At 68.1% G+C, this 23,419-nt stretch carries 20 protein-coding genes and 6 pseudogenes; 6 read left to right on the top strand and 20 right to left on the bottom strand.

Annotated features, from left to right (window positions below; translation table 11 throughout):
- Positions 1-3: 3 nt before the first annotated feature.
- Positions 4-309 (bottom strand): hypothetical protein, encoded by a 306-nt coding sequence (locus ACTVZO_RS39510; protein WP_443302973.1) that lies wholly within the window; start codon positions 307-309, stop codon positions 4-6.
- Positions 310-366: 57 nt separating this feature from the next.
- On the opposite strand from ACTVZO_RS39510, the gene ACTVZO_RS39505 reads away from it, so the two are divergent.
- Positions 367-720, top strand: coding sequence for a hypothetical protein (locus ACTVZO_RS39505; protein ID WP_443303440.1), 354 nt, complete (start codon positions 367-369; stop codon positions 718-720).
- 56 nt (positions 721-776) lie between these two features.
- Here ACTVZO_RS39505 and ACTVZO_RS39500 read toward each other — a convergent pair.
- Both ACTVZO_RS39500 and ACTVZO_RS39495 read right to left on the bottom strand, forming a co-directional pair.
- Positions 777-1,076, bottom strand: a pseudogene (locus ACTVZO_RS39500) (transposase family protein); the annotation flags it as partial.
- 374 nt (positions 1,077-1,450) lie between these two features.
- Entirely contained in the window at positions 1,451-3,292 is a 1,842-nt protein-coding gene (locus tag ACTVZO_RS39495; RefSeq protein ID WP_443302972.1) for a hypothetical protein, read from the bottom strand.
- Between the two features lie 393 nt (positions 3,293-3,685).
- Between ACTVZO_RS39495 and ACTVZO_RS39490 the strand changes: the two genes are divergently transcribed.
- On the top strand, positions 3,686-4,453 hold the full coding sequence (locus ACTVZO_RS39490) for an ISAs1 family transposase (protein ID WP_443302971.1): 768 nt from the start codon (positions 3,686-3,688) through the stop codon (positions 4,451-4,453).
- A 19-nt stretch (positions 4,454-4,472) separates the two neighbouring features.
- Here the strand turns inward: ACTVZO_RS39490 and ACTVZO_RS39485 are convergent.
- The 6 genes and pseudogenes from ACTVZO_RS39485 to ACTVZO_RS39460 form a co-directional block, all read right to left on the bottom strand.
- Positions 4,473-4,730, bottom strand: a pseudogene (locus ACTVZO_RS39485) (helix-turn-helix domain-containing protein); the annotation flags it as partial.
- A gap of 6 nt (positions 4,731-4,736) precedes the next feature.
- Positions 4,737-5,135: a hypothetical protein gene (locus ACTVZO_RS39480; protein ID WP_443298644.1), complete on the bottom strand. Its 399-nt coding sequence runs from the start codon at positions 5,133-5,135 to the stop codon at positions 4,737-4,739.
- The gene (locus ACTVZO_RS39475) at positions 5,132-5,986 is read right to left on the bottom strand and encodes an IS5 family transposase (RefSeq protein WP_443298645.1); all 855 of its coding nucleotides are present in this window, start codon (positions 5,984-5,986) and stop codon (positions 5,132-5,134) included. The genes ACTVZO_RS39480 and ACTVZO_RS39475 overlap by 4 nt, the downstream gene beginning before the upstream one ends.
- Positions 5,987-6,080: 94 nt before the next feature.
- A pseudogene (locus ACTVZO_RS39470) lies at positions 6,081-6,359 on the bottom strand (IS30 family transposase); the annotation flags it as partial.
- Positions 6,360-6,408: 49 nt separating this feature from the next.
- Positions 6,409-7,270, bottom strand: a pseudogene (locus tag ACTVZO_RS39465) (IS3 family transposase); the annotation flags it as partial.
- Between the two features lie 216 nt (positions 7,271-7,486).
- Positions 7,487-8,776 carry a hypothetical protein gene (locus ACTVZO_RS39460; RefSeq protein WP_443302970.1) on the bottom strand — a complete coding sequence of 430 codons (1,290 nt, stop codon included), beginning with the start codon at positions 8,774-8,776 and terminating at the stop codon, positions 7,487-7,489.
- Positions 8,777-9,599: 823 nt separating this feature from the next.
- Here ACTVZO_RS39460 and ACTVZO_RS39455 point away from each other — a divergent pair.
- On the top strand, positions 9,600-9,788 hold the full coding sequence (locus ACTVZO_RS39455; protein ID WP_443302969.1) for a hypothetical protein: 189 nt from the start codon (positions 9,600-9,602) through the stop codon (positions 9,786-9,788).
- A gap of 1,219 nt (positions 9,789-11,007) precedes the next feature.
- Here the strand turns inward: ACTVZO_RS39455 and ACTVZO_RS39450 are convergent.
- The 6 genes and pseudogenes from ACTVZO_RS39450 to ACTVZO_RS39425 form a co-directional block, all read right to left on the bottom strand.
- Positions 11,008-11,739 (bottom strand): hypothetical protein, encoded by a 732-nt coding sequence (locus tag ACTVZO_RS39450; protein ID WP_443303439.1) that lies wholly within the window; start codon positions 11,737-11,739, stop codon positions 11,008-11,010.
- Between the two features lie 193 nt (positions 11,740-11,932).
- A pseudogene (locus ACTVZO_RS39445) lies at positions 11,933-12,079 on the bottom strand (hypothetical protein); the annotation flags it as partial.
- 81 nt (positions 12,080-12,160) lie between these two features.
- Positions 12,161-12,667, bottom strand: coding sequence for a GNAT family N-acetyltransferase (locus tag ACTVZO_RS39440; protein ID WP_443302968.1), 507 nt, complete (start codon positions 12,665-12,667; stop codon positions 12,161-12,163).
- The gene (locus tag ACTVZO_RS39435) at positions 12,664-13,083 is read right to left on the bottom strand and encodes an arsenate reductase ArsC (protein WP_443302967.1); all 420 of its coding nucleotides are present in this window, start codon (positions 13,081-13,083) and stop codon (positions 12,664-12,666) included. Before ACTVZO_RS39435 ends, ACTVZO_RS39440 begins: the two co-directional genes overlap by 4 nt.
- On the bottom strand, positions 13,083-13,859 hold the full coding sequence (locus ACTVZO_RS39430) for an aquaporin (RefSeq protein WP_443302966.1): 777 nt from the start codon (positions 13,857-13,859) through the stop codon (positions 13,083-13,085). Before ACTVZO_RS39430 ends, ACTVZO_RS39435 begins: the two co-directional genes overlap by 1 nt.
- Positions 13,856-14,245, bottom strand: coding sequence for an ArsR/SmtB family transcription factor (locus ACTVZO_RS39425; protein ID WP_443302965.1), 390 nt, complete (start codon positions 14,243-14,245; stop codon positions 13,856-13,858). Before ACTVZO_RS39425 ends, ACTVZO_RS39430 begins: the two co-directional genes overlap by 4 nt.
- 82 nt (positions 14,246-14,327) lie before the next feature.
- Here ACTVZO_RS39425 and ACTVZO_RS39420 point away from each other — a divergent pair, with 82 nt between their 5' ends.
- Positions 14,328-14,837, top strand: coding sequence for an ArsI/CadI family heavy metal resistance metalloenzyme (locus ACTVZO_RS39420; RefSeq protein WP_443302964.1), 510 nt, complete (start codon positions 14,328-14,330; stop codon positions 14,835-14,837).
- 97 nt (positions 14,838-14,934) lie between these two features.
- A pseudogene (locus tag ACTVZO_RS39415) lies at positions 14,935-15,069 on the top strand (IS110 family transposase); the annotation flags it as partial.
- Positions 15,070-15,163: 94 nt separating this feature from the next.
- Here the strand turns inward: ACTVZO_RS39415 and ACTVZO_RS39410 are convergent.
- From ACTVZO_RS39410 to ACTVZO_RS39395, 4 genes are all read right to left on the bottom strand, one after another.
- A complete protein-coding gene (locus tag ACTVZO_RS39410) occupies positions 15,164-15,964 on the bottom strand; it encodes a maleylpyruvate isomerase family mycothiol-dependent enzyme (RefSeq protein WP_443302963.1) in 801 nt (266 codons plus the stop codon).
- A 246-nt stretch (positions 15,965-16,210) separates the two neighbouring features.
- Complete coding sequence (locus ACTVZO_RS39405; protein ID WP_443302962.1) at positions 16,211-16,411, bottom strand: hypothetical protein; 201 nt, start codon at positions 16,409-16,411, stop codon at positions 16,211-16,213.
- Between the two features lie 583 nt (positions 16,412-16,994).
- On the bottom strand, positions 16,995-18,338 hold the full coding sequence (locus ACTVZO_RS39400) for a putative adhesin (RefSeq protein ID WP_443302961.1): 1,344 nt from the start codon (positions 18,336-18,338) through the stop codon (positions 16,995-16,997).
- A 321-nt stretch (positions 18,339-18,659) separates the two neighbouring features.
- Complete coding sequence (locus ACTVZO_RS39395) at positions 18,660-19,148, bottom strand: hypothetical protein (RefSeq protein WP_443302960.1); 489 nt, start codon at positions 19,146-19,148, stop codon at positions 18,660-18,662.
- Between the two features lie 958 nt (positions 19,149-20,106).
- Here ACTVZO_RS39395 and ACTVZO_RS39390 point away from each other — a divergent pair.
- Entirely contained in the window at positions 20,107-20,610 is a 504-nt protein-coding gene (locus ACTVZO_RS39390; RefSeq protein ID WP_443302959.1) for a hypothetical protein, read from the top strand.
- Between the two features lie 461 nt (positions 20,611-21,071).
- Here the strand turns inward: ACTVZO_RS39390 and ACTVZO_RS39385 are convergent, their stop codons facing one another.
- A complete protein-coding gene (locus tag ACTVZO_RS39385; protein ID WP_443302958.1) occupies positions 21,072-23,240 on the bottom strand; it encodes a discoidin domain-containing protein in 2,169 nt (722 codons plus the stop codon).
- Between the last annotated feature and the right edge of the window lie 179 nt (positions 23,241-23,419).

Below are 23,419 nucleotides of genomic sequence, written 5' to 3'. Positions count from 1 at the left end.
ACGCTACGAGGGGAAGCACATGGCAAGGCTGGCGGGGTCGGTCTGGTGGGCGTCGAGGCTGGTGACGGCGTAGACACTCTCCCGGGTCTCGCGCTGGCCGGTCTGCTTGCGGCGGCGGCGGACACGGATGGCCAGGCGGCCGTGGGGGAAGGCAATCCCGCCGAGTTCGTCCGGGACCGCGCAGGTCTTGATCGAGCGGGACTCGCGCCTGCCGTGCCCGGTGGTGGAGACGGTGTGCTGGACGGGGATGTCCCGCCAGGGCAGGGATGCGAGCTGATGGTGGGTGGTCGGCTGGTTGGCCTTGATCACGGTGGTGTAGCGCGCCTTCTTCGTCTCGACCAGCCAGGAGACGTTCGCCTGGACCGAGTGCAGCGCGTCGAAGGTGACGACGGTGCCGGCCAGGTCCAGCGGCGTGAGGAGCGGTTGGAAGTGTGTGGTTTCGTTCGTCTTGGCACCGACCTCGACCTGGGCGACGGTGACGACCGGGTCGTGGGTGACGACCGGGTCGTGGGTGACGACCGGGTCGTGGGTGACGACCGGGTCGTGGGTGACGACCGGGTCGTGGGTGACCGCGGAGAGCAGATGCCGGCACGTCGCGGTGAGACGGCTGATCCCTTGAGTGCTTCGCCGTCGACAGCGATCACACGCGGCCGCCCGGACGTCGAGGGCGATGGTCTGTGGGCCGGCTCGGTGGCGACCCGGTGCCGATCGGCCAGGTAGGTGCCCACCGCCCGGTCCAGGGCGTCACCGTCAACAGCCCCCAGCATCCGGCGGATCGTGACCGGCGAAGGAGCACGCCGCCAACCGAGCAGGTGACGCCGGATCCCGATCACTACCAGAAGTGCGTTCGAGGCACGCTGGCCCCACTCGGCGAGTTCCTCGATGCTCCTCGCTCCCGAGACGACCGCGCAGGCACACACCAGCAAGATCGCGGTCAGCGAGTACCACCGGCCCCGCCGCGAGCGCGGATCAGGCACCGCATCAAAGTACGGGCGCAGATCACGGATCCGGCCGGGGTCCAGTGGCCCCAGCTTCACCAGCACGGCAGGGACTGGAGAAGATATGGCAGCAGGCATGGGCCACCTCACGATCAACTGGCGTAGACACCCAAATGAGCACGAAGCTCGTGCCTGCTCCTCCATCCACCCCAACCCGACCAGCTCCCATGCCCCCGGAACTAGCAACCGCCCTGGTACAACGGCACCTTGGACGACACGAACGGACCCCTCCCCAGACGGACAACCCGAAGATCATCCCGCCCCGCCACCGACAACGTGACAGCGCCGGTCTTACGGGAGACGGGGGCAAGCAGTCCGCGCAGGCATGCCCAGCGGTTACCCACACCGCGAGATCAGCGAACTACAGCAGACCTGCCGATCTGCAACTGAAGGGTCAGTGCCACCGAAACGGCCCGCCGAACAAGCCGACGGACCGTCACGAAAGATCGACGTTAAGGAGTAGGGAACTTCAGCAGGAAGTGAGTGGCAGCTCGCTCGTAGAGCTTCTTCTCTTGGTCGGAGGCGGCGGACGAAAGTATGGTGTCCCACTCGTCCTTCGCCGTCTTGATAGCCAGCTTCGCCTCGTCCATAGCCTTCTTGAACGCGGGGTTAGACCCCTTACCTGTCTTCATATGCGCCTGTTGCTTCAGGTCCGCCGCCCTATGCTTCTTCTTAGCCGAATTCACTCGATCCGCAAGATTCTTCACCGCCGTCTTTTGGACGTCAGGGACTCCGTGAAGTGGATCACCGTTCACCAGGTACTGGTCGATGTTCGGCAGGTCGTCATCGGCGAATCCTCGGGGGCGGGATATCCTTTCATCCTCGGGCGCCTCCGGGTTATTCCACCTTGCCTTTTTGCGCTCCGCCGGGGTGGGATAGGCGGCAAGCTGTTCGCTTCTATACTTTGGGTCGGTCTGTTCGAGGAGATGCTGCCCGAGCCGGTTCGACGATCCCGAGACTCCAAGTCGCTCATATCCTGGAGCATCTCCACCCGAAGGGGTCTTTCCATCGGCGTCGCCATGCCACACGGCCATCCGGTCGCCACCCCAGCTGTCCGGCTCCTCCATGTACCTGACGTCGAACCCCAGCATGGCGATCGCTTCCAGATTTCCGCTGCGGAAACCGAGGTGCCGCGCCACGTCGTACTTCCGGTGCAGGTAGTCGAAGAGCAGGAATTGGCCCCTTCGGTCGTTTCCGCCCCAGGACTTAACCCCGTCTTCGTTCCAGAACTCGGTCATCACTATGACCTTGGCGCCGAAAGTGTCGTCTTTCCCGTCGCCCGGAATTTCAACCCACTTCCTCCTTCTCCCTCTACCCACCCACTTTCCATTGCCCCCCCAAGGGCTTTCGGGATCGCTGCCCCCATAATTGTTGAACGTCTCGGCGATTTTCTCGTATTTCTCCCGGCCTCCAGTCTTGCCCTTGGGCTGACTATCACCCACGATGAGTACCGCGTCCATGTCCTTGCAGCCCGCGATTATCTGAGCCATACCGTTGTAGCTGGTGTCGTGCTCAGTGTGAGCATTCCCACTCTTTCCGCTAAATCGGGACCAAAGGATCGCGACCTTTCCGCTCTCCGGAACCCCCTTGCTCTGCAGCCATTCCTTGACCTGCGGGTCCCGATCGTGTGCTGCGCTGCCGTCGCCCTGTAGGCTCATTGCCTCGCGATACTTCTCGCGCTTTGCCGGACTGAAAGTCTTGGCTACCTGGTAGGTACCTTCGTTGACGCCACGAACACCAGATTCCGACTTCGGGGTCCTCTTGTTCTCCCCTGTTACAGCCTTGATGGCCGCCGTCGCCTGCTTACGATCTACGTTCATGTGAATGCGGTGATCTGCGACGCCGAGCGCCTTGTAATACTTTGCGCTGGACTCTCCCGTGCTTTCGCCCGGCGCGGTGGTCAGATAGACTTCGGAGTGCGGGTCGTTGACGAGCGTAAAACCGATTCCGAACTGATCGCCGGACGCATAGCCCGGCTGCACGATTCCGTAATATAGCTTGTTGCATGCTACGAATGCCGGGAGCAGGCGATTAACAAGGTCACTCGCGAATGTTACATGATCTGCCCTGTCGACGGCCGTAATGATGGTGTCGTCGAAATTCCCATCCACCGTGAGTGCGACCACGTAAGAGTCGAGCCTCAGGTCGTCGACATCCAGTATGGATTTGAAGTCTTCCCCGTCATTCTTGGGATAGGTGACCGCGAAAAGCTTTGCAAGCGAATCTGCGACTTGCAGGTCATCAATATTTTCCCGGGCAAAGTTCTTTATCTTGAGCGTGCTTTCGAGTTCCATCTTTTCTCAATCCTCGGTAGTTCGGGACGTCTGTGTCATTCTCGGGCCTGGGTGGCAAGGGCGCCTGGGTCTCATGGACAGGCGAAGAGGCCAGCCTTTGCCCGCCCGGTACACCGAAGCCGTGCCAGGGCTGAAGCATTCTCGTCTCGCGAGATGTTCGGTCGGTCCTGATTGTGGATGTTCGGCCTGATGAGGGGCCTGGTGGACGCACGAAGGACGCGACCTCTGATGATCAAGGTGTCGAAGCCATCGATCGTTCAGGGGTCGCGTCCCTATGCCATTTTCCGTGGTCGAAGTCCAGTCCTGCCACCGTGCTCGTGTAGCGGACCTGCCGGCCGTCGGGTCCGAGGAGCTGGGAGATCTTGCCGAGTCGATGGACTGCGGGCCCTGGCCGTGAACGGTAGGTCCCTGCGCGGCTCACGCACCCACGATCACACCGCGGTCCACCTGCTCGCCGCGGTCTTGCACGGCGAGAAGACACTGGTTGCCCAGCGTCAGGTCGACACCAAAAGCAACGAAATCACTGCGTTCCGGCCCCTGCTCGCCCCGTTGGAGCTGGCCGGCATCGTGGTCACCTTGGACGCGCTGTTGACGCAGACCGATCACGCCCGTTTCCTCGTCGAAGAGAAGAGGGCCCACTACATCGCCGTGGTCAAGGGCAGCCACCCGTCCCTGCAGGCAATGCTGAAGAGGCTGCCCTGGCGGGACGTTCCCCTCCTGGACAAGACCCGTGAGGCAGGTCGCGGCCGGGACGAGATCCGCCGGCTGAAGGCCGCTACCGTCGGCGGACTCACCTTCCCGCACGCGGTCCAGGCCCTCCAGATCGTGCGCCGACGCCGTGACGTCCGCACCGGCCAGGTGACCCTCGAACGCGCCTACGCGGTCACCAGCCTGCAAGCCGGGCAGGCCACCCCCGCCCAGCTCGCCGCCGCCGTCCGCGGGCACTGGCAGATCGAGGCCCTGCACCACATCCGCGACACCACCCTCCGCGAAGACGTCTGCCGGGTGCGTACCGGAAACGCTCCACGCGCCCTGGCCACCTTCCGCAACCTCGCGATAGCCCCGGCCCACCTCGTCGGCTGGACCAACCACGCCCAAGCCGTAGATCACTACCGGTCACACCCCGACCACGCACTCGACCTCATCACGCCCACCAGCTGAGAACGCTTCAGCCCTGTGCGATCACCCTGCCGCGTGGCGTGCTGATCTGACCGGACAGCCGCTCCTGAACGTAGGCGTGCAACCGCGGATTGACAACAAGTTGCGCCGCTTTCGGGCGGCGTGCAGTCATGTCGGCTTTCCACTGGGCAACTGATGCCCGATAGTCACGTCTGCCAGCTCTCGTGGCCGCGTTGCGCCGCAGTTCACGGGAAATCGTTCCGGGATCACGGCCGACATCCCGAGCGATCTCGCGTACTCGCTTGCCCTGGGCTCTAAGAGGGCGTTAAGTCCGTTTCTGGTAGCGGCCTCGTCCGGGCTGGGTGAGGAAGCCTTGACGGGTGAGGCGTCCGAGGCGGCTGCGGGTGATGTTGACGGATGCCTCGTCGGTGGGCATGCCGAGGAGTTCGTGCAGGTCACGGGCTCGGAAGACCTGGTCGGGGTGCTGGTTGAAGGTATTCACGATGGCCTGGTAGGCGGTGTTCGTCTCGGGCGGATCGGGGTCGCCTCCAGCTGGTGCGAGTTCGGTGATGACCTTCCGGGTGGTGGCCAGGTCCCCGAGTCGCGCTTCGGTCTCGGCGAGGGCGGCGGTCAAGTGCACGATCTGGTCGCGTAGTTCAGAGGCCCGGGCTGTGGTCTCGTCGTGCTGGGCCTGGAGGCCGGCCATGAGCTCGGTGACGTTCACGCGGCCAGCTCGAGGGTGTCGCGCCAGGCCGGACTCGGTGTGGTGAGGCGGCGGCCCATGTTCGCGATCGAGGCCCAGTAGACGCGTGAGGCGGAGGTGTCGGGCCGGTGGTCGTACTCACGGGCGAGGCGGCGGTGCAGCATCAATGTGCCGTTGACCTGCTCCACGATCCACCGCTTGGGCTGCGGAATGAAGCCTTTGCCCTGGTCGGCGGGGTTGCGGCGGACGATCTCGATGTCGATGTCCAGTAGGGCGCCGTGGATGAGGACCTCGTCCTTGAAGCCCTGGTCCACCAGGGCCTTCTCCAGGCGGTTGCCGCACCGCTCGGCGGCCTGGTCGAGCAGGGCGGTGCCGGCGGCGTTGTCATGGGCGGAGGCGGCCAGCACGACGACGCCGATGATCAGCCCCAGGACGTCGACGGCCAGTCCCCGCTTGCGGCCCGACACCTTCTTGTTGGCGTCCAGTCCCGTCGTGGTCTTCGGGACACCGGCGGCCGCGCGGACGGACTGGGTGTCGATGATCACGAGGGACGGGTCCTCTAATCGCCGGGCTCTCTCCCGCACCTGGCAGCGAAGGAGTTCCTGGATGCGCTGGTCGAGGCCGTCCTGGCGCCACAGCGTGAAGTAGTAGAACACCGCTGACCAGGCCGGCAGGTCGTGGGGCAGGTAGCGCCACTGGCAGCCCGTTCGGTTCTGGTAGAAGATCGCGTTCACGACTTCCCGCAGGTCGCAGGCCCCGGGATCACCGGTCGCCGACCGTGCCACCCGGTCCTGCTTCCACGCCGTGATCATCGGCTGGATCAACGCCCACTGCTCGTCCGATAAGTCGCTGGGGTACGGCTTTCTCTCCATGGCTCGCATCTCAGCATGAACATGACCAGCAGGTGGCCGGCGTGGCGATCAGTACCACGATCGAGCGATCACGAACCGAGGAAGATCGGACTTAACGCCCTCTAAGAAGCGCGATTTCCTCTCGCTCGCGAAACGACAGGTATCTACCCGAAGGCGGCTTCGGATCGAACGGTCGCATGCCGCCACACTGGCGGTACCAGCGCGTCGCGACGGCCGGCGCCACGCCGACAACGCCCGCGGCCTCCTCGGGGAGAAGGCCCTTGGAGATCTCAGTCCATAACGCCGCCTCTACATGCCGCTGGTACTTCCGATGTCGCGGAGACCTCACCTTCGGACGCACCGCCCGATCCGCTGCCTGCTGACGTCGGACCATTCCACACCTCCACGATCACGAGGTGTTGCGACGACCGGTTGAATCCACCCTGGGCGCCCCTGTCGGTGTGAAATACGACGCTGCGGACCCGGCCGCCGCGGGAAGCCACGGCCATCTCGAGTGCGTCGGTGACCAGCGAGGTCCGCATGCGGTCCGCGATCGACCCGCCCACGGCCTTCCTCGAGTAGATGTCGATCACCGTAGCGAGGTAGAGCCACGTCGAACCGACGGCTATAGGTGATGTCTCCGCACCACCTCGTGTTCAGCCTGTCCGCGATCGTCGTCCGCTTCTTCCTCCGCAGGTGCCGGCCGACGATGTCGTTGACGCGCATCAGCCGAGTCACCGCTTTCGGTTGATACCCCGCCCCCTCGCCCGCAGCTCGGCATGGACGCGCGGCGCGCCATATGCCCCTTGATGTTCGGCACGGATGGCCCGGATCTCGGCCACGGTCCGCTTCTCCCCGGCCCGGCGTTCCGCGCGTTCCTGCTCGGTGGCCAGGTACCGGTAGACGCCAGCGCGGGATGCCCCCAGCACCCGGCAGATCCGCTGGACGCCGACATCGGCGCGGTTCTCGGAGGTGAAGTCCCAGCGGCGGGATCTCACTTCACCTCCCGCGCGAAATGGGCGGCGCCCGGCGCAGGATCTCGCGCTCCAGGCGCCACTCCTGCTCGGCCTTGAGCAGCCGGGTGTTCTCCGCCCGCAGCCGGGCCAGTTCCTCGGCCACGCTGACGCCGACGTCACGGCGGTCGGACGTGGCCGGGGCCTCATCCTTGCGGACCCATGTCCACAGCGACTCCGCGGTGATACCGAGATCCGAGGCAACCGCAGCGTACGTCCGCCTCCCAGCCGACCTGCGTCCCACCTGGACATCCCTCCCTGGACCACCAAGAGCGATTGTCGGAGTGTCCACTCCACGGGGTCAGCCTCACCCTCGAGCTTGGCCCCCACCGCCCCTGGGGCTGTGACCCCACCCTTTCCCCGGGGCGGTGAACCGACCGGGCCGGTGTCCCGCGTGCCGCACCGGGCGAGGTCCGCAGCATCCTGGGTCGTCCCCGGACAGCAGAGTGCGGACCGGCCGGCCGGAGGATATCCCCGACCTGCTGGCCCGCACCGAGGGCGAGCGGGCTCACTTCCTCGCTGCCTGGACTGCTTCCTTGCGCGCCCAGAGCTGCTCGAAGAACGCCGTGAACGCAGTCCACCACGGGTCCAGGCCCGTGAGGCAGGTCTGCCGGACGATTTCGAGCGCGGTTGCCGCGCGGTACTCCGCCTCACGAGTCCTGTCGGCGTAATAACCGGCGTCGCCCGCCACCGTTTTCGCCAACTCCGACCGGTCACAGCCGTACAGGTCGGCGAGCAGGTCCGAGCTGCCCTGCCCCTCGGCCATGGCGATGGTCCGCCGCTCCTGGAGGGCGTCATCGAACTGGTTCACCGCATCGGTGCCCCACAGACCGGACACCCCCTGGATGCACTCCTGGAGATCGAGCTCGAGGACGAACCGGCTCTCACCCCCCTGCTGCCGGAGCTCGTCGATCATCTGGACCACGGTGACGAGGGACCCGGACCCCGGCGGCGCCTTGCTCACGGACTCCAAGTTCAGATACGCAGTGAGGGCGAAGCGCACATCGTCATGGGAAAGCGCCTCCTGGAGGGCCGGAAAGGCCACCCTGCTCAGAAGGCGTGGGAAGAGGGACGTCGCCATCTCCAGGTATTCGCGAGGGCCATTGGGCGAGAGCGCCACATGACGCATGGCCTTTTCGTCAAATTTCAGGTCGAGCTGAGCGCGGGTCGACTTCCCCACGTTCCGCATCGTGCGCTGCGGATCCTGCTTCAGGTCGTCATGGATCTGATCCCTCTTCCTGCGCAGCGACGGATAGTACCGGTGGTCCCACTCGGGGAAGGCGTGACGCGGATCCGCGTCGTACGTCGTCTTGTGCTCGCTCCCCACGGCAATGGTGTCCCGGTCGCCACCCGCCGGGACCTCGGCATCGTGCAGACAGCACAGGAGATGGACGTCCAGGTTCCCCGAGTGCTTCGTGCCGAGCTCCAACAGCAGCTTCCGGACCGAGTACGTACCTTGGGGAGCTTCGAGGGCCCTGACCCCCGGGTGGTCGACGTCGTTCCCCAGGATGTAGACCGGGCCGCCGGTGGCCGAGCTGACCGAGTCCACGAAGCGCTTCACTTCGTCCTTCTTCAGCGGGGTCAGTGTGTAGGACGGGAGGTGCCTCCTGCCCTTCACTGCGCCATCGATCACCTGACGCGCCCCGATCCCGCCGCCGGAATTGATCGCGGCGCAGGCATTGTTCATCAACGTACCCTCACCAGGGTCCGCATAGAGCGACACCTTGAAGTAGGGCGGTAGCTTCAGAGGACTGTCCTCGTCGGACACGCCATGTGAAACCACGAAAACCTTGGTCATTCCAGATTCCTTTCCATCGTTTCCGGATGGCCGGAACCTATCCCGGCGGCCTAAGGGACGAATGCCCCAATGGTCAGGAAACCGGGCTGCCTGTCGCCAGCCTGCCGGCGGAGGCGTCGCGGAGCACGGCCGGGGGGGCGGTGAGCCGTCCGGAGATCTTCTCTGGATCTTGGAGGGGCGCAGGTCGCGTTCGGCCTGGTTCGAGGTCGGCGGGGTGCGAGGTCGGTGGTGGAGCGCAGGAAGTCGTCCTCGCGCTCGCGCAGGGCCTCCACGGGCGTGAGTAGTCGGCGTACAGGAACCCTGGTGAGAACGATCATGGTCACGAGCTGAGCGCTGCGGCGCCGACGTGATCACGTGGTTCAGCCTGCACACCACCGGCCCAGGTGCACGGTAGTGCGGACAGCGCCGGGTTGCAGGGCGCAAGCCCTCGTGCAGGAAGTGCTCGTCGCAGTCGTCCGGGCGGCCGTCCACTCGACCTCGTCACGGCTCGGCGCGAAGAACGGGCATGACCCAGATACGCAGGAAGGCCGCCACGGGATGACCTTGCGGCCCGGAGGACTCCTACAGGGTGTTGCTCGCGAGACCGGTAACGCGGTTCTCGTATTCGCGGCGCGCCTTGCCCTGAGCTGGAATCGCAGGGGGCCCGGGGTGCCATCGAGGGGCTGGCAGTGGATGAGGAGCCGGCGGTGGACCGCGGGTGTGGCGCTGACGCGCACGGTGTTCTACCGGGGCCTGCGGGTGGTCGCGATCGACGGGACCACCTTGGGTATCCCCGACGAGAAGGCCCTGACCTGCCGCTTCCCCAAGCATGTCGGCAAGGTGGGTGCGCCGCCCACTGCCGGACGGCTCCCACCTGACCACTATCTGCGCCGGAAAGTACAAGGCCGGACGCGGCTACGGGCAGCTGGAGGTGCGGATCCTCAAGGCCCTCATGACGGCCACGCTGGCCGACGGCACCTGCCGCAGCGAGCTGTGGCGCGGGATGACCAGCCTTCTGGACGCCGAGCGCTAACCGGCCCACGAGCTGATCGAACCGCATCACCGCAGGTGGCAGGCCTAGACATGCCATTTCTCATTGAACTCGACCATCCTCGACGGACGCGTGCTGCGCTCACGCACAGTCCCCCGGGATGGAGCAGGAGGTCTACGCCCTACTCACTGTCTACCGAGCACTCGTCCGCGTCGCAGGCGACCTCGTCACCGCCCGGCCAGACCTCTCTGCGGAGCGCGTCAGCTTGATCGTGCTGCTCAGCGCCCCTGCCGACCAGCACGTCGCCGCCAACGGCATCTCATCGACCGAACCAGTGGCTCTCACCGGAGCGATCGGCCGCGGCCTACACCCTCGGCTTCACAGTGCTCGGGGACGAGCACCTTGACAGCGCCAAGCTCACCTAAAAGCAACGGTGTTGCCTTCTCGTGGCGCAGCCGGTCAAGCCTGCAAAGGCACAGCTCACAACCGGGATCGCGGCTCCGCGGGCCGCCGACATCCTGACGTTGCGTCACCCTGCGACTTCAACGCGAAGGCGTGACCCAGCCTGTCGATGGTCAAGGATTCGTGAAGACCTCAAGCTTGATCGGGCTACACCACGAGAAGGGACGCGACCCAAGGTCGTCGGTCCCTCACTCGTTCGCCCTGTACCGATCGCCGTCCGCGTGTCCGAGTCGTAACGTCCGGTACACGGTGCGGGCCGAATCCGCATTGCGCAGAGGAGGCCGAACCCATGCCAGCCAAGCAAATGGCGCCACCGTCCCTCACCACCTGTCGTCTGCTCGCTGTCACGGCCGCGGCGCTCACAGCCACCGCTGCCTCGCTGGTCACCCTCGCCCAGGCAGCCTCCACCGTCTCGGTCTCCCCGGCCTCCGTTACTCGCGGCTCCTCCGTCACTCTGGCCATGGAAGGGTGCGGCAGCAGCACCGTCCAGGCGGTATCCAACGCCTTCGGCAGGGTGAGCCTGGCCCCCGGGACGACAGCCAACTCCTTCTCTGGGCACGCCACCGTCATGCACAACGCCGCTCTCGGCAGGCACGAGGTCACTTTCGAGTGCGGGACGGGTACGCAACACCTCCTCGCCTCCTTCCAGGTGGTTGCCGGCCCAGCACGTGGAGGGGTCGGCGGCAGTATCGGGCAAGCGAACCCGAGCGCGATCGCTGTGGGGGGCGCTCTCGTCGCAAGCGCTCTCGGCGCCGGCACCTGGGCCGTGTATCGCCGACGCCAACGCCGTTGCACCTAGCTAGTAGTGCTTGGCCAGGTTGCTGTTGATGCTGGTGCCCTCACCCCGGCTGTAGCGGATCTTCTGGTTCCAGCCGACGCCGCCGGGGCGGCTCGCCGTTTTCCTGTCGCCGCAGCCGGCTGGGCTGCCGCACCAGTTCCGGTGGTCCGTCCGGGCGTAGGTGCGGAGGTAGCCGGGCTTCTCCTCGGCAGCCCGCCCGTCGAACGTCGGCGACAGCGCGCTGTTGGGGTAGCCGACGTAGTTCTGCACCGTGAAGTGCGGCCGGTCGGCGGAGTTCCCGTAGCGCTCCGCGGCGACCTGCACGAAGTGGGCACCGTACATGTGGTCCTGGTGGTCGGCGAGGACATCCGCTGCCGGGTCAAGTAGGTGTGCACGTCGTGCGGGGTAGACCAGCACCCGCCGCCCCACCAGCGCCTGCGCCCGCGCGATCATCGCCGCGCCGGCGTCCGTGTCGCCACGGTCCGTACAGATGGCCGGCTCCGGCTCGCCCGAGACGTTGCGCAGCAGCAGCACGCCGCGCGTACTCGAGTCCTCCACCGTGATCCCCAGCAGCGTCGCGGGGAACCCGGTCGCCGCGGACAGCCGCTGAACGTCCCGGGCCACGACATCACCCAGCACGAACAGATCGACGGACAACGTCCGAACCCGCGCCCGCCAGGCCGACTCCTCCCCCACCGGACAGGGACCGGCCGCCTGCGCCGCGGCGAGGACAAGAGACCGATGACTGCTCATGCCCCCATGATGGCCCCGGGCGCCGCGCCCCGTTCGTGACGGGTGCATCCGCAGGGGTCCTGCCAAGGCAAATCCGAGACTCACGACGCGACCTTGGTGAGGCGGCGGTGCAGGTCGGCGTTTGAGGCGGATCCCCGGGATCGTCCAGCTCCATGGCCATCGCGTCCTTGGAATCGATGCGGCAGCGAACCGCCGCGGCGGCCTGCCGGTCCGACAGCCCGAGAACGAACTGCAGCACACAGACAGTGGCCGGCTGAGCGGGCGAGAGACCCGGACGCCCGTCACGCGGGTACCGGCCGATGAAGTCCTCGTCACACCACACGCGACCTCCGGCGGCCATCACCGACCCATCACCGAGTTGACCAGCCGGCCTTGTCGGTCCCCGGGGCGCCCGGTGCTGATCCGGCCGCGGGGCGGCAGGTCAGGTGATGGTGGGGCTGCGGTGTTCGACGAGGACGACGTCGCGCCATGTGCCGTGGTGGAGGCCGATGCGTTCGCGGGTGCCGATGACGCGGAACCCGGCGTGCTGGTGCAGAGCGAGGCTGGCGGTGTTCTCCGGGAAGATGCCGGACTGCACGGTCCAGATGCCGGCGGCGTCGGTGGAGGCGAGCAGGGCGGTCAGCAGCGCGGATCCGATGCCGCGGCCGCGCGCGTCGGGGTGGACGTACACGGAGTGCTCGACAACGCCGGCGTACGCGCACCGGTCGGAGACCGGCACCACGGCGGCCCACCCCAGGACCCGGCCGTCGTCGAGGGCAACCAGGCGGTGGCCCGGCAGTTTGGCGGCGTCGAAGGCGCCCCAGGTGGGGGCGGTGGTCTCGAAGGTGGCGTCGCCCTCGTCGATGCCGAGCTGGTAGATCGCCAGGACCTGCTCGGCGTGCTCCGGCCGCAGGGGTGCGATGCGCACGCCTGTCTCGGTGGTGCTCATGGCGTGGGCTCGATGCGGAGTTCGGCCAGCAGACCGCGGATGCGGCGTTCGATTTCGTCACGGATCGGCCGGACCGCGGCGACGCCTTGTCCTGCGGGGTCATCGAGCTGCCAGTCCAGGTACCGCTTGCCGGGGAAGTAGGGGCAGGCGTCGCCGCAGCCCATGGTGATCACGACGTCCGAGGTCTGCACCGCCTCGGTGGTGAGGATCTTCGGGGTTTCGGCCGAGATGTCGATGCCCGACTCCCGCATGGCCTCGACCACGGCCGGGTTCACCGCGCTCGCGGGGGCGGACCCGGCCGAGCGGACCTGGACGCGGTCTGCGCCGAGGTGGGTGAGGAAGGCGGCGGCCATCTGGGACCGGCCGGCGTTGTGCACGCAGACGAACAGTACGGACGGGGTGGCGGAGGTGCTCATCAGGCCAGGGCGCTTTCTTCGGCGGAACGGGCGGCGGGGTGGCGGCTGCCGTGGGGGACGGCGGCCTCGTCCTGGCCCGCGGCGGGCGGGCGGGCGAAGCAGACGGCGACCAGGCCGAGACCGGCAAGGGCGCCGATCAGCTGGGCCGCGAGGAAGGGCAGTACGGAGGTGGGGGCGATGCCGGCGAAGGTGTCGGTGAACGCCCGGCCGAACGTGACGGCCGGGTTGGCGAAGGACGTGGAAGAGGTGAACCAGTACGCCGCGCCGATGTAGGAGGCGACCAGCAGCGGCGCCAGGTGCGCGCGGCTGGTGCGGGCCAGGCCGAAGACGAGCCAGACCAGCCCTGCGGTGGCCACCGTCTCCCCCAGCCACAGCTGGCCGGCGAACCGGTCGTGGGTGGAGAAGTCCAGCGACGGCTTGCCGAACATGGCGTCGGCCAGGACCGCCCCGGCGATCGCTCCGGCCACTTGGGTGGGCACGTAGGCGGCGACGTCGCGCAGGGCGGGGCCGTCGCCGGTGCGGCGGCCCGTGAACCAGGCGGCGAGGGTGACCGCCGGGTTGAAGTGGGCCCCGGACACCGGACCGAGCAGGGCGATCAACACGCCGAGGCCGAACACGGTGGCCAGGGAGTTGGCCAGCAGCTGCACCCCGGCATCTCGGGTCAGTTCGGTCGCCTGGATGCCGGAGCCGACCACCACCGCGACCAGCGCGGCGGTCCCCAGCCCCTCGGCTGCCGCCCGCCGCAGCAGAGGGACGGGCGGGGCGGGCGCGCTCATGCGGGCGAGTTCGCAGACACCGCGGGGATCTCCAGCAGCGCGGACAGCGTCGCCAGGGCCGCGGGCAGCACCCAGTAGTACACCCAGGTCCCGCGCCGCTCGGAGCCGACCAGCCCGGCCTCGCGCAGCACCTTCAGGTGGTGGGAGATGGTCGCCTGGGAGACGTCGAAGGGGCCGATGAGGTCGCACACGCACGCCTCGCCGCCCTCGTGGGAGGCGATCAGCGACAGCAGGCGCAGCCGGATCGGGTCCGACAGGGCCTTGAACATCCGTGACAGCTCTGCCGCGGCCTCTTCGCCGAGCGGCTCGCGGACCATCGGCGCGCAGCACGCGACGTCGTCTTGTCCGAGTTGTCCGAGCAGCGGCAGACCAGCTTGTTTCGACATTCTTCTATGTTGACAGTCATCCAATCCGGTGGCAAGGTCGACTGTATCGACAGACATCGAAACAAGTAGCTGGGAGACCGCCATGTCCCGTGTTCAGCTCGCCCTGCGCGTCGCCAACCTCGAAGCCTCGATCGCGTTCTACTCCAAGCTCTTCGGAGCCGAGCCGGCCAAGCGTCGCGAGGGCTACGCCAACTTCGCCATCACCGAGCCCCCGCTCAAGCTCGTCCTCATCGAGGGCGAGGCCGGCGAGGACACCCGCCTGGACCACCTCGGCGTCGAAGTCGCCTCCACCGGGCAGGTCGACGCCGCCGCCACCCGGCTCAAGGACGCGGGCCTGGCCACCTTCGAGGAGAACGACACCTCCTGCTGCTACGCCCTCCAGGACAAGGTGTGGGTCACCGGCCCGGGCAAGGAGCCGTGGGAGGTGTACGTCGTCAAGGCCGACGCCGACACCCTCGGCAAGAGCGCCGACAGCGCCCCGGACGCGTGCTGCGGAACCACCGCCCGCCGTACGCCCGACGGACAGGCCGCCGACCCGACGAGAACCCCCGCCGAGGCCAAGGCCGCAGCAGGGTGCGCCTGCGGAAACTGACACTGGACGCTCATCACCGCTCCCCCGGCACTCAGGGCCGCGGCCCTCGTCGAGCCGGCCTGCAGTCCGTACCCCGGTACAGGGAAGAACGTCCAGAGCCAGCGCCCACCACCGCGCCCGCCGCGAACACGGAAACGGGCACGCCGCCGCCCAACGCCGTCTCTTCAACCGTCCGCTCGGACAATTGCGCCGCTGCCTCGAGCACCACGAACGGTTCGACGAGAACCCCGCCGTTCCCACACCAGCCCGACGTGGACGCGTTCGAGGCAGACCAGGTCTGCCCCTGCCCGCCGACCTGCGGGCCTGGCGGCTACCCGTGCTACGTCCTACTTCTCCTCCGGCTCCCAGGCGCGGAGCAGGTCGAGCAGCCCTGCGTCTCCGTCAACGTGCAAGGAGTCGGCCTGGATCCGGTCGTACAGGTAGAGGACCAGCTCACTGGCCGTGCCGTGGACGGAGGCGCCGGCCGCGTCCGAGTCCTCGCCGGTCGCGGCGGTGGGCGCGGGGATGCGAGTGGTGCGTGCGCCGACGCCGTCGACGGTCAGGCGCCAGGAGCGGCCCTCGGCGGCGTGGAAGTCGAAGGCCGTGGGCTTGTGCGGCCAGGCACTCGGCGTTGCGCAGACAGTGAACAGGAACTCCTCCACACCGTCGAGTGCCGGCTCGACCGGCAGCGGTTGCGGGGCGCCCGAGGCGAGCTGGGCGTCGTAGGTGTGCACCGCGGTCTCCTGGACCCGATGGCGGGCGGTGCCGCCGGCGGTCTGCGGTGACTGCGACGCGGGCCACCACGTCCAGCAACCGCTCTCCGCTCCCGCCGCGCGCAGGGCGCCCAGCAGAAGCTGCGTCGACGCCTCCAGCCAGGCCAGCAGGGCCTCACGCTCCCGTGGCACTTCCAGCGCGGCGCGTGCGGCGACGGCCTCGGCCGGGGGCGCGTCGGCGGACCCCGCGCCGACGATGGCGGCCCAGAACCGGTCTCCCCCGCCCAGGTGCTTCACCAGATCGAACAGCGTCCAACCAGGGCACGACGGCACCTGTGCGTCGAGACCGGGCGCGGCGGCGACCACGGCGCGGAAGGCGGTCGACCGTTCATCGATCAGTCGCAGCAGGTCGGGGAACTCAAGATTCTTTTCCACGCCGGATGTCTATCACCGCGCTCCGGTGATCGGACAGCGATTTTCACAGCCGCCGGTCGGCCCTTGCGGACGTCGCCCTCGCCTCCCGCCACTCGGGGGACCAACCGCGCACTGCTGCGTGGACGCTGGTGGTGGCGGTACGCCATGCCTCATGCCTGGGGGGCGCCGGCCTCGCCGCGCGGCCGGGCACCTCGCGACAACGCGACAACGCGACAACTCACCGGCGTTTGGTGGCGCACCCCAGCTTCACGAGAATCTTGCCGGTGTCGCGTTCACGTGTACGCCGACATCCTCCGCCCTGGCGACCGGGGACACGTGACCGAGCCTCACCACGTGGTCGAAGTCGGTCCTGCGGGCCCGCATCCGCACCGCCGCCTGGTCTTGGCCGAGGGGCACGTGCCGGTCCAGCATCGCGGCCAGGTCCCGCCCGACCGCCGAGGCTGTCACCCTCGCCGCCGCGACGGCAACGAATCGCCCAAGCCCTCGGTCAGCCGGTCCGCCGACCGCCACGCCGCTCGCGCCCGGAGTCGGCCCGCAACCTCGCCCTCGTCATGGCTCTCACGCACCGAACGCACCCTCTGGACCGCACTCCGATCACACACCGCGCGGCCCGGCGATCGGGCCGCGCCGGAGACCGTGCGGATGGCGGGGGCTGCGTTCCCGAAGGACAGTCTGGCGATCCGGATCCGCGATCAACCTCATCCGCCTCGACGCACACCTCACGTGCACGCCCCTGGCTCAGACCCGCACCAGCCACTGCTCGTCCGCCTTGATGCGTTCGGTGTCCGCCCGGCGAGGCCGTCCGGGCGCGTCGACGTATCGCCAGGGAGAACCTGCGGCCCGTCCACCACCGCCTCGACGAGCGGATACGCGCCCAAGTCCTGTTGTGCCGGCTCGCCCTGCCCTCGATCCGTGTCGCCGAGCGCCGCACCGGGCTCGGCCGGACCCGCGAAGCCGTGGGCAAACGGCCCCGGACCCCCGTCACGCCCATCGCCGCGGGTCATCGACGCGAGAACACTCATGAAGTCGATCAGATCATCACAATGTCGCGCTCGGTGAGGGCGAGCAGGGCCGCGCGGAACCGGCGGTGGGCGTCGTCGCGCCAGGCGAGTACCTCGCGGGCCACCAGGAACACGGCCGTGGCGGCTTCCTTCAGGCTTTTGGCCCTGGGGTCACCGGAGGCCACCGCATCGGGCCGACCCGTCTGCGCCTCCCGCAGCTCCGCGTCCCATGCGGTGAACGAGGCCAGGCAGTCCTCGCCCTGGGTCAGGAGCTGGGCCACCGCGGGCAGGAAGCGGTCGGCGTTCGTCTTCCTGACCAGCTCGAAGAAGCCGCTGAGCGCCCAGAACGCGCCCGACAGGGCACCCTCATTACCCGGATCGCATTCGAAGTCGCCGACCAGCAGGTGGCGTACGGCGCGGACCTGCGGTAGCTCGTCGAAGCGGAGCAGTGGTTTGGATATCGCCGTGCCCCTGTCATGCCAGTACCAGGAGACGAACACCGGGTACCAGGCGCCGTCAACGCACTGGGCGACGCTGCCCGGGCAGTCCGCAGTCGTGATCGACGGGAAGGCTGTCAGGGCGTAGGGCATGCGCACCGTCGCCTTGTGGTGGTACTTGCGGTGGATGACCTGCCATGGGCCGGGCAGCGTCTCCAGGTGGCCGGGGTCGAGCCAGCCGCCGCCTCCGCGGATCCGCGTCATGGCCTCGTCCAGCTCCTGAATCTGTTTCTGGAGCTGCTTGGAGCTGTTGAGCGTCATGGCCTGGACGGCCGGGGTCAGTTGCTGCAGTTCGTCCGCCGCCTGGTGCAGGCCGCCGGGCCGGAGCGCCAGCTGGTGCAGTTCACCGGCCTTGTCGTACGTGTAGTGGGTGTACTGGCCGTGTCCGGGACCGTACTCGTCACGCATGATCGGCGGGGTGTTGCGCAGCAGGTCGCTCACCACTCCGCGGCAGGCGATCATGTGGACCTTGCGGCCGACGATCCGCGCGTCCCCGAGGACGCCCGTACAGGTGTGCAGCGGCGGGCGACAGGAGTTGGGGGCCTCGCACAGCTTGATCAAGTCGTAGAGGCCCGGCTGCCCGACGAACAGGTGTTCCTGGTCGGTGCCCCAAATGACGTGCAGCACGTTGTTGACCTCGGTGCCGGAGAAGGCCCCGAGGCGGTGGTTGGGGACGGGGCTCCCGGCGGCGTACTCCTGCGCTTCGGCGAACTGGCCGAGGCCGTGGACTGCGCCGTGGGCCGACAGCTCGGCGAGACCGTTCGGCATGTTGTTCACGAAGCCGGCCTTGACGAAATAGCCGAGCGTCGTGCCTGCCGGCACGAAGGTCTGCTCCCCTCGCGGCTGCTCACCGTGTCCGATGACCCACAGTTCCACGCTTCACTCCGGAATCCGCCGGCAGCCTTTCCGCCCGCACCTCGGAGTCTGCGTTCGTGGTCCGGCGGGCACAAGAAGCGGACGGGCAGGGAATGCGGCCGCCGGGCGTCGTCACACTATCGTCGGCGTGATCGGGGAGCCGGGCCGCACCACTTCGACTTCGACCTGATCGAGTCCCAGTTCCCTCACCTGATGCGGTGGCCGTCTCCGTACGCGAGGTCGGCCGCGTCATCCGCACCGTCCGGCTGCTGCACTACCTCTCCGACGCCCCGCTTCGCCGATGGGTCGCTGCCGCCGCGAACAACGTGGTGCGCCGGCGTGTCAGCGCTGCAGGTGAACGATGTATTCGCCTTCCGGTTGCAGGGAGGTGCGGACGGTGTGGATGTAGCCGCGCACGGTGGAGTAGGCGCCGGTGCCGCCGGTGATCGCGGCATCGAAGTCGGTGGGCGGGGCGGTGTGGGGCGGCGCGAAGTGCTGCCAGCTGATCTCGCCGTCGCGGAGGCTGAACGTCCCATGGCACAGCTCGGCGACGGTCGGTGTCACCTGAATGCACGCGGTCGCTCCCTTCCCGTACTCGGCGTCGCCATCGCGGGCAAGGTCGGAGGTGACCAGGAGCTGGCTGCCGATGCCGTTCGGCTGACTGCTCGCGATACGGGTGCTGACCGAGTTCGTCGCGGTCAGCGTGAACACTTCGCTACCCGGCTTCGCCTTGCCGGTCCCGCCTTCGCCGTCGGCCGCGAAGGCCGGCCCCGCGAGGGTGACCGTGGACAGAACGAGCGCGGCGGTGCCACGTGTCATGACAGAGAACATGATCCTCACCTGGTCCGTGCCCGCTGCCGGGCAGCACACAGCCCTCGCACGAGCCGCGAAAGGAGCAGAACAGCACGCGGGGCGGGGGCTCTCACGTGCCGAGTTTCCCGATGTCGTCGGCGGGCGACGACCCGGGAGCCGCCATCCGCAGTAGTCCCGCCCTCGGCAGGGAACGGCGTGAGACGGGGCGGAGCGCGCTGGGGCAGGGGATCTGCCGGCGGATGCAGGCGGGTTGAACCGGTGGCATACCGCGCCCGTCCGCTCTCGTCTCACGGAGGCATCCGGCGTTGTGGTCGAGCATCTGGCCGCGCAGCTCGGCATTGAGGACGTGTCGTGCGTGAAGCGGGGGGGGTGAGGAACATCCGTGACGGATCGTGCGCTCAGGCCGGATCGGCGATGGTGGGGACCTGGCGGAGCGTCGGCGCCAGGCCGCTGGTGGGCTCCGCCACGGACAACGCCCTCATCGTCCGGGGAACGACTTCACAGGTGAGCCGATGCCGGTGGGCCCCGCGGCCGCTCACCATCGGCGCTCGCGCTCAGCGCCGGTTCTCGTTCCGATGCCCTCGACCCCCAACAACAGGCCGGCCGGTACTCCACCATGCCCTGACGCACCATCAGACAATCACGCCCCCAACCAGGTGACGACGCCCGCCTGCCGCACATCAGCCACCTACAGTCGGCCTTATGGGTATTCACCCGCTCAGGCTCAACGAGGGTGCCGGGTACCGGCGTGCAGGGACTCCAGATACTACCGGCGGGTTACTTGTTCTCCCGTGTCGGAACTAGGGACTTCGGGGCCGGCACGGCTCGGGACGTCCATCCGACGGCCGCGTCCAGTCGCCGTCGGCCAGTGGCGCGGGGAGGATCTGTCGGAGAGCCCTCACCGCTGCCCCGCCACCGGGACAACGCCGTAGGGACGCCAACAGCCCGAATGCGGGCAAGAGCGAAGGTGAGGATCATGATTTCTGTCGCTGCGCGTGGCGCCGCCGCCGTGCTCGTACTCTCCACAGCCATCCTTGCCGGCCCGGTCTTCGCGGCCGAAGCAGCCGATGGGGCGGGCAATCCGCAGCAGGAACCCACGTTCACTCTGACCTCGGTGCTCGTCAAGAGCACCCGCATCGAACGCTCGGCTGACCAGGGCATCGGCAGTCAGATCCTCACCACCGCCAACCTCACCAGCGACCGCGACGGCGTCACCGGAGAGGAGGCGACCATGTGCGTCCAGATGACCGGACCCGCTCCCTTCGAAGGCGGCGAGCTGTGCCACGGGACCTGGCGGCTGAGTGACGGAGAGATCAGCTGGCAACACTACGAGCCGCCTCACGCCGCCCCGCCCACCGACTTCGACATCGCCATCACCGGCGGCACCGGCGCCTATTCCACCGCCGCCGGCTACGCCCACATCATCCGCACCTCACTCACTGGACCGGGCGAGTACCAGGTGTTCCTCCAGACGCGCTGAAATCTCGGGAGACTGCAGCACTCGAGGAACAGGAAGAGCACGGCCTGGAAGGTGAGCAGCACTGAAGCGACCGAACTCGGGATCGGGGGCCCGCTCCGGCTGCCGCTCCCGAGCGTCGACCGGCCCCACCCGCCCAGGCGCGAAGCCACCCCTTTTCGCAGTACCGCTGCCCACTTCGAGGGCCACCCGCGGCGAGCCTGTCCACCACGAAGAAGGCTCGGACCGAAGACGTGCAGCAGCGCGGCCGCCCGAGTCAGCTGCTGAGGTCAAACGCGGTCCGGGGCTGGGTGAGGCAGGCCGAGGTCGACGCGGGCGACCGGGACGGTCCGACCAGCGGCGAGCGCGAGCTCGCCGCCCGGACGGCGACACGGGCTCGCCGGTCGTGACCGTTGCACGGCCTCGTGCAGGCTGGGTCTGCCGGATGGCCGATGGCCCTCGCGCTTCCCGAGACGGCCCGCGTGTCAGACGCAGAGGTTCAGTGACAGGGCCTCCAGGCGAAGGCTTCTCCCCGTGGTGCCCAGCGTGATCGTCGGACCCGCGGCCGGAGGGGTCCAGCCCAGGCCCTGTACGTGGCCCCGCCCTGCCACGTTGCCCGATCCGACCCGGATCTCGAGTGCCTCCAGCCGCAGGTGCCGCCCGACGGTCCCCACCTCGGCCTGCTGACCGTCGGCCACGTGCTGCCAGGGCTGCCACCCGATGTTCTGGACGTGGGCACGGACCCACAGGTCCCCGGCGCCTCGTGCCCTGATGCGCAGGGCTTCCAGCGACTCGCCGAGGCCGGTGGTGCCGGCGGTTGTGCCGTTGGCCCCGGTGAAGCCCTGCCAGCCGATGTCCGCCACATGGGCCTGGTAGGCGATGTCCTTGGCCGGGTCGGCTAGCGTGGTGCACGCGTTGTACTGGGCTCCCGTGTGCTGTCGGGACGTCTGCCAGGTACGGAGGTAGCCCTCGGCGCCCCGCATCAGCTCGTCCACCACGTCCTGACCGCCGCTGACCCGGATGTCCTCGATCCAGTCCGGTACGAGGCCGTAGTGGGTACCGCCGCCATCGGTGTTGACGTCCCACGCGCGCGAGCCGGTGACCTGCCGGTCGAGGACCGAGCCGCCGTCGGGACTGCGGAACGGGTAGCGGACGGGGTCCCCGTCGGCGGCCCGCGGACCGGGGAGTGAGGCGAATCCGTTCATGTCGGTGCCGATGCCGTAGCCGGCGCCGTACTTGGCTCGCAGGGCGGCGTACTTGCGGGCCTCGGCGCTGAAGGCCGGGGCTTCGTACATGTGGCCGGTGATGAACCCGCCGAGCTGGTAAACCCTCTCGGTCCAGCCCTCGTCCATCCAGCCGTGCGTGGAGAGCACCCCCGCGTAGCGCTCGGCTTCCATGATCTGCAGGGCGCGATCGGCCGCCTTGACGCTCATGTGGTCGACTTCGAGCATCATGCCGCGCTTCACCATGCCGCGCACGGCGTAGTCTCCCAGCGAAGTCAGGCCGCGCCGGTTGCACTGGCCCTGGCTCTGCAAGGAGGTTTCGTACCGTGGGAGTTCGGTGCCTGCGGGCAGAGCGGCCTGTATGCGTGACCGGGCCTCGTCATCCGGGACGCCGGCCGTCTGGACGGCGTATCCGTCCTCGGCGGCGAGCCCGAATCCGATGGGGTTGTCGTGCTGGGGGCCAGTGCAGGCCTCGGTCTCCCAGAAGGTGCCGGTGGACAGGAACTGTCCGGCGTTGATGGCCATGCCGGTGGTGCCCGTGTCGAAGCGGACGCCGCACAGGGCGTTGTCGAACTTGTGGCACAGGAACATGCTGCGCACGCCGAGGTCGTAGAGCTCGTCCAGGCCGCGCTCGATGTCGGCGGCCGTGCACCGGGCGTTGTCGAAGACCTGCTTGCAGCCGAAGGGCTCGGAGGTCTCCACTCCGAGGACGACGGCCAGTTTGCCCGCCTGAATGACCTCGCGGGCCTGGCCGGGGTCGGTGACGATGCGGAACCAGCCCTTGCCGGGGCCGCCGTACATCGTGTCCACGAAGTCCTGGAGTTCGCGGGTCTTCTGGATCTGGAGCCGGATCGCGGACATCTCGTCGCAGCCGCGGTCTTTGAAGAAGTACATCGAGCAGATGACCCCGTTGGTGACCATGTCGTTCACCAGGACCCGCTGGCCACCCCGCCAGGCCCGCTCCACCCAGGCGTAATAGGTCTGCTGGTGGGTGGCGGAGTCATGGGCGGGCCAGTCCTTGAAGGTGGGCCAGCCCGTCGGGTCGTGCATGCCGTCCCCACCCTTGGTGATCATGTCGAAGAGGGCGAGGACCCCGTTGGGGTAGTGCTCGGGGCAGTCCTTGAGGGCGTCCGCCGCACCGGCCGGGGAGAAGGCCTTTCCGCAGACCAGCCGTCCGCCGAAGCCCTCGTTCGACATCAGGTGCACGTGAGCGTCCACCCAGCCGCGCACCCTTTTCTGCCCGTCGGTTCCGGTGAACGGTGCTCCGGCGACGTTGACCTGGGAGTCGGGCGCTGGCCGGGAGACAGGGTCCCACCAGCTGGACGCGGCCGCCGTACCGGCCGGCACAGGGCCCAGCAGCACGAACAACAGGGCGGACAGCAGCCCGAGGAGGGGATACCGGCTGCGCCCGAAGGCTCTTCGTCGTCTCATCACAATCCTTGAATGTTGTGGCCATGACAATACGAAGGTGAGAGAGGGCCTTCCAGATGTCAACGGATTCACGCCGACGCGGCGGAACTGGGCCGAAACATGTCCCACACGACCGTACGTGCCACCCGGACCGCGATGTCGGTGCTGGTCAGGGCGCTGCGGGTGGAAACACGGTGGCG

It is taken from the genome of Streptomyces sp. IBSNAI002 (genome assembly GCF_052244475.1).
Classification (GTDB): domain Bacteria; phylum Actinomycetota; class Actinomycetes; order Streptomycetales; family Streptomycetaceae; genus Streptomyces.
This window is presented reverse-complemented; position numbering and strand designations above follow the sequence as displayed.

Excerpts from the sequence above, each read along its gene's own strand:
- ACTVZO_RS39495 (WP_443302972.1), bottom strand. The coding sequence starts at position 3,292 with ATGGAACTCGAAAGCACGCTCAAGATAAAGAACTTTGCCCGGGAAAAT.
- ACTVZO_RS39475 (WP_443298645.1), bottom strand. The coding sequence starts at position 5,986 with ATGGAGAGAAAGCCGTACCCCAGCGACTTATCGGACGAGCAGTGGGCG.
- ACTVZO_RS39460 (WP_443302970.1), bottom strand. The coding sequence starts at position 8,776 with ATGACCAAGGTTTTCGTGGTTTCACATGGCGTGTCCGACGAGGACAGT.
- ACTVZO_RS39450 (WP_443303439.1), bottom strand. The coding sequence starts at position 11,739 with ATGAGCAGTCATCGGTCTCTTGTCCTCGCCGCGGCGCAGGCGGCCGGT.
- ACTVZO_RS39440 (WP_443302968.1), bottom strand. The coding sequence starts at position 12,667 with ATGAGCACCACCGAGACAGGCGTGCGCATCGCACCCCTGCGGCCGGAG.
- ACTVZO_RS39435 (WP_443302967.1), bottom strand. The coding sequence starts at position 13,083 with ATGAGCACCTCCGCCACCCCGTCCGTACTGTTCGTCTGCGTGCACAAC.
- ACTVZO_RS39430 (WP_443302966.1), bottom strand. The coding sequence starts at position 13,859 with ATGAGCGCGCCCGCCCCGCCCGTCCCTCTGCTGCGGCGGGCGGCAGCC.
- ACTVZO_RS39425 (WP_443302965.1), bottom strand. The coding sequence starts at position 14,245 with ATGTCGAAACAAGCTGGTCTGCCGCTGCTCGGACAACTCGGACAAGAC.
- ACTVZO_RS39420 (WP_443302964.1), top strand. The coding sequence starts at position 14,328 with ATGTCCCGTGTTCAGCTCGCCCTGCGCGTCGCCAACCTCGAAGCCTCG.
- ACTVZO_RS39395 (WP_443302960.1), bottom strand. The coding sequence starts at position 19,148 with ATGTTCTCTGTCATGACACGTGGCACCGCCGCGCTCGTTCTGTCCACG.
- ACTVZO_RS39390 (WP_443302959.1), top strand. The coding sequence starts at position 20,107 with ATGATTTCTGTCGCTGCGCGTGGCGCCGCCGCCGTGCTCGTACTCTCC.
- ACTVZO_RS39385 (WP_443302958.1), bottom strand. The coding sequence starts at position 23,240 with ATGAGACGACGAAGAGCCTTCGGGCGCAGCCGGTATCCCCTCCTCGGG.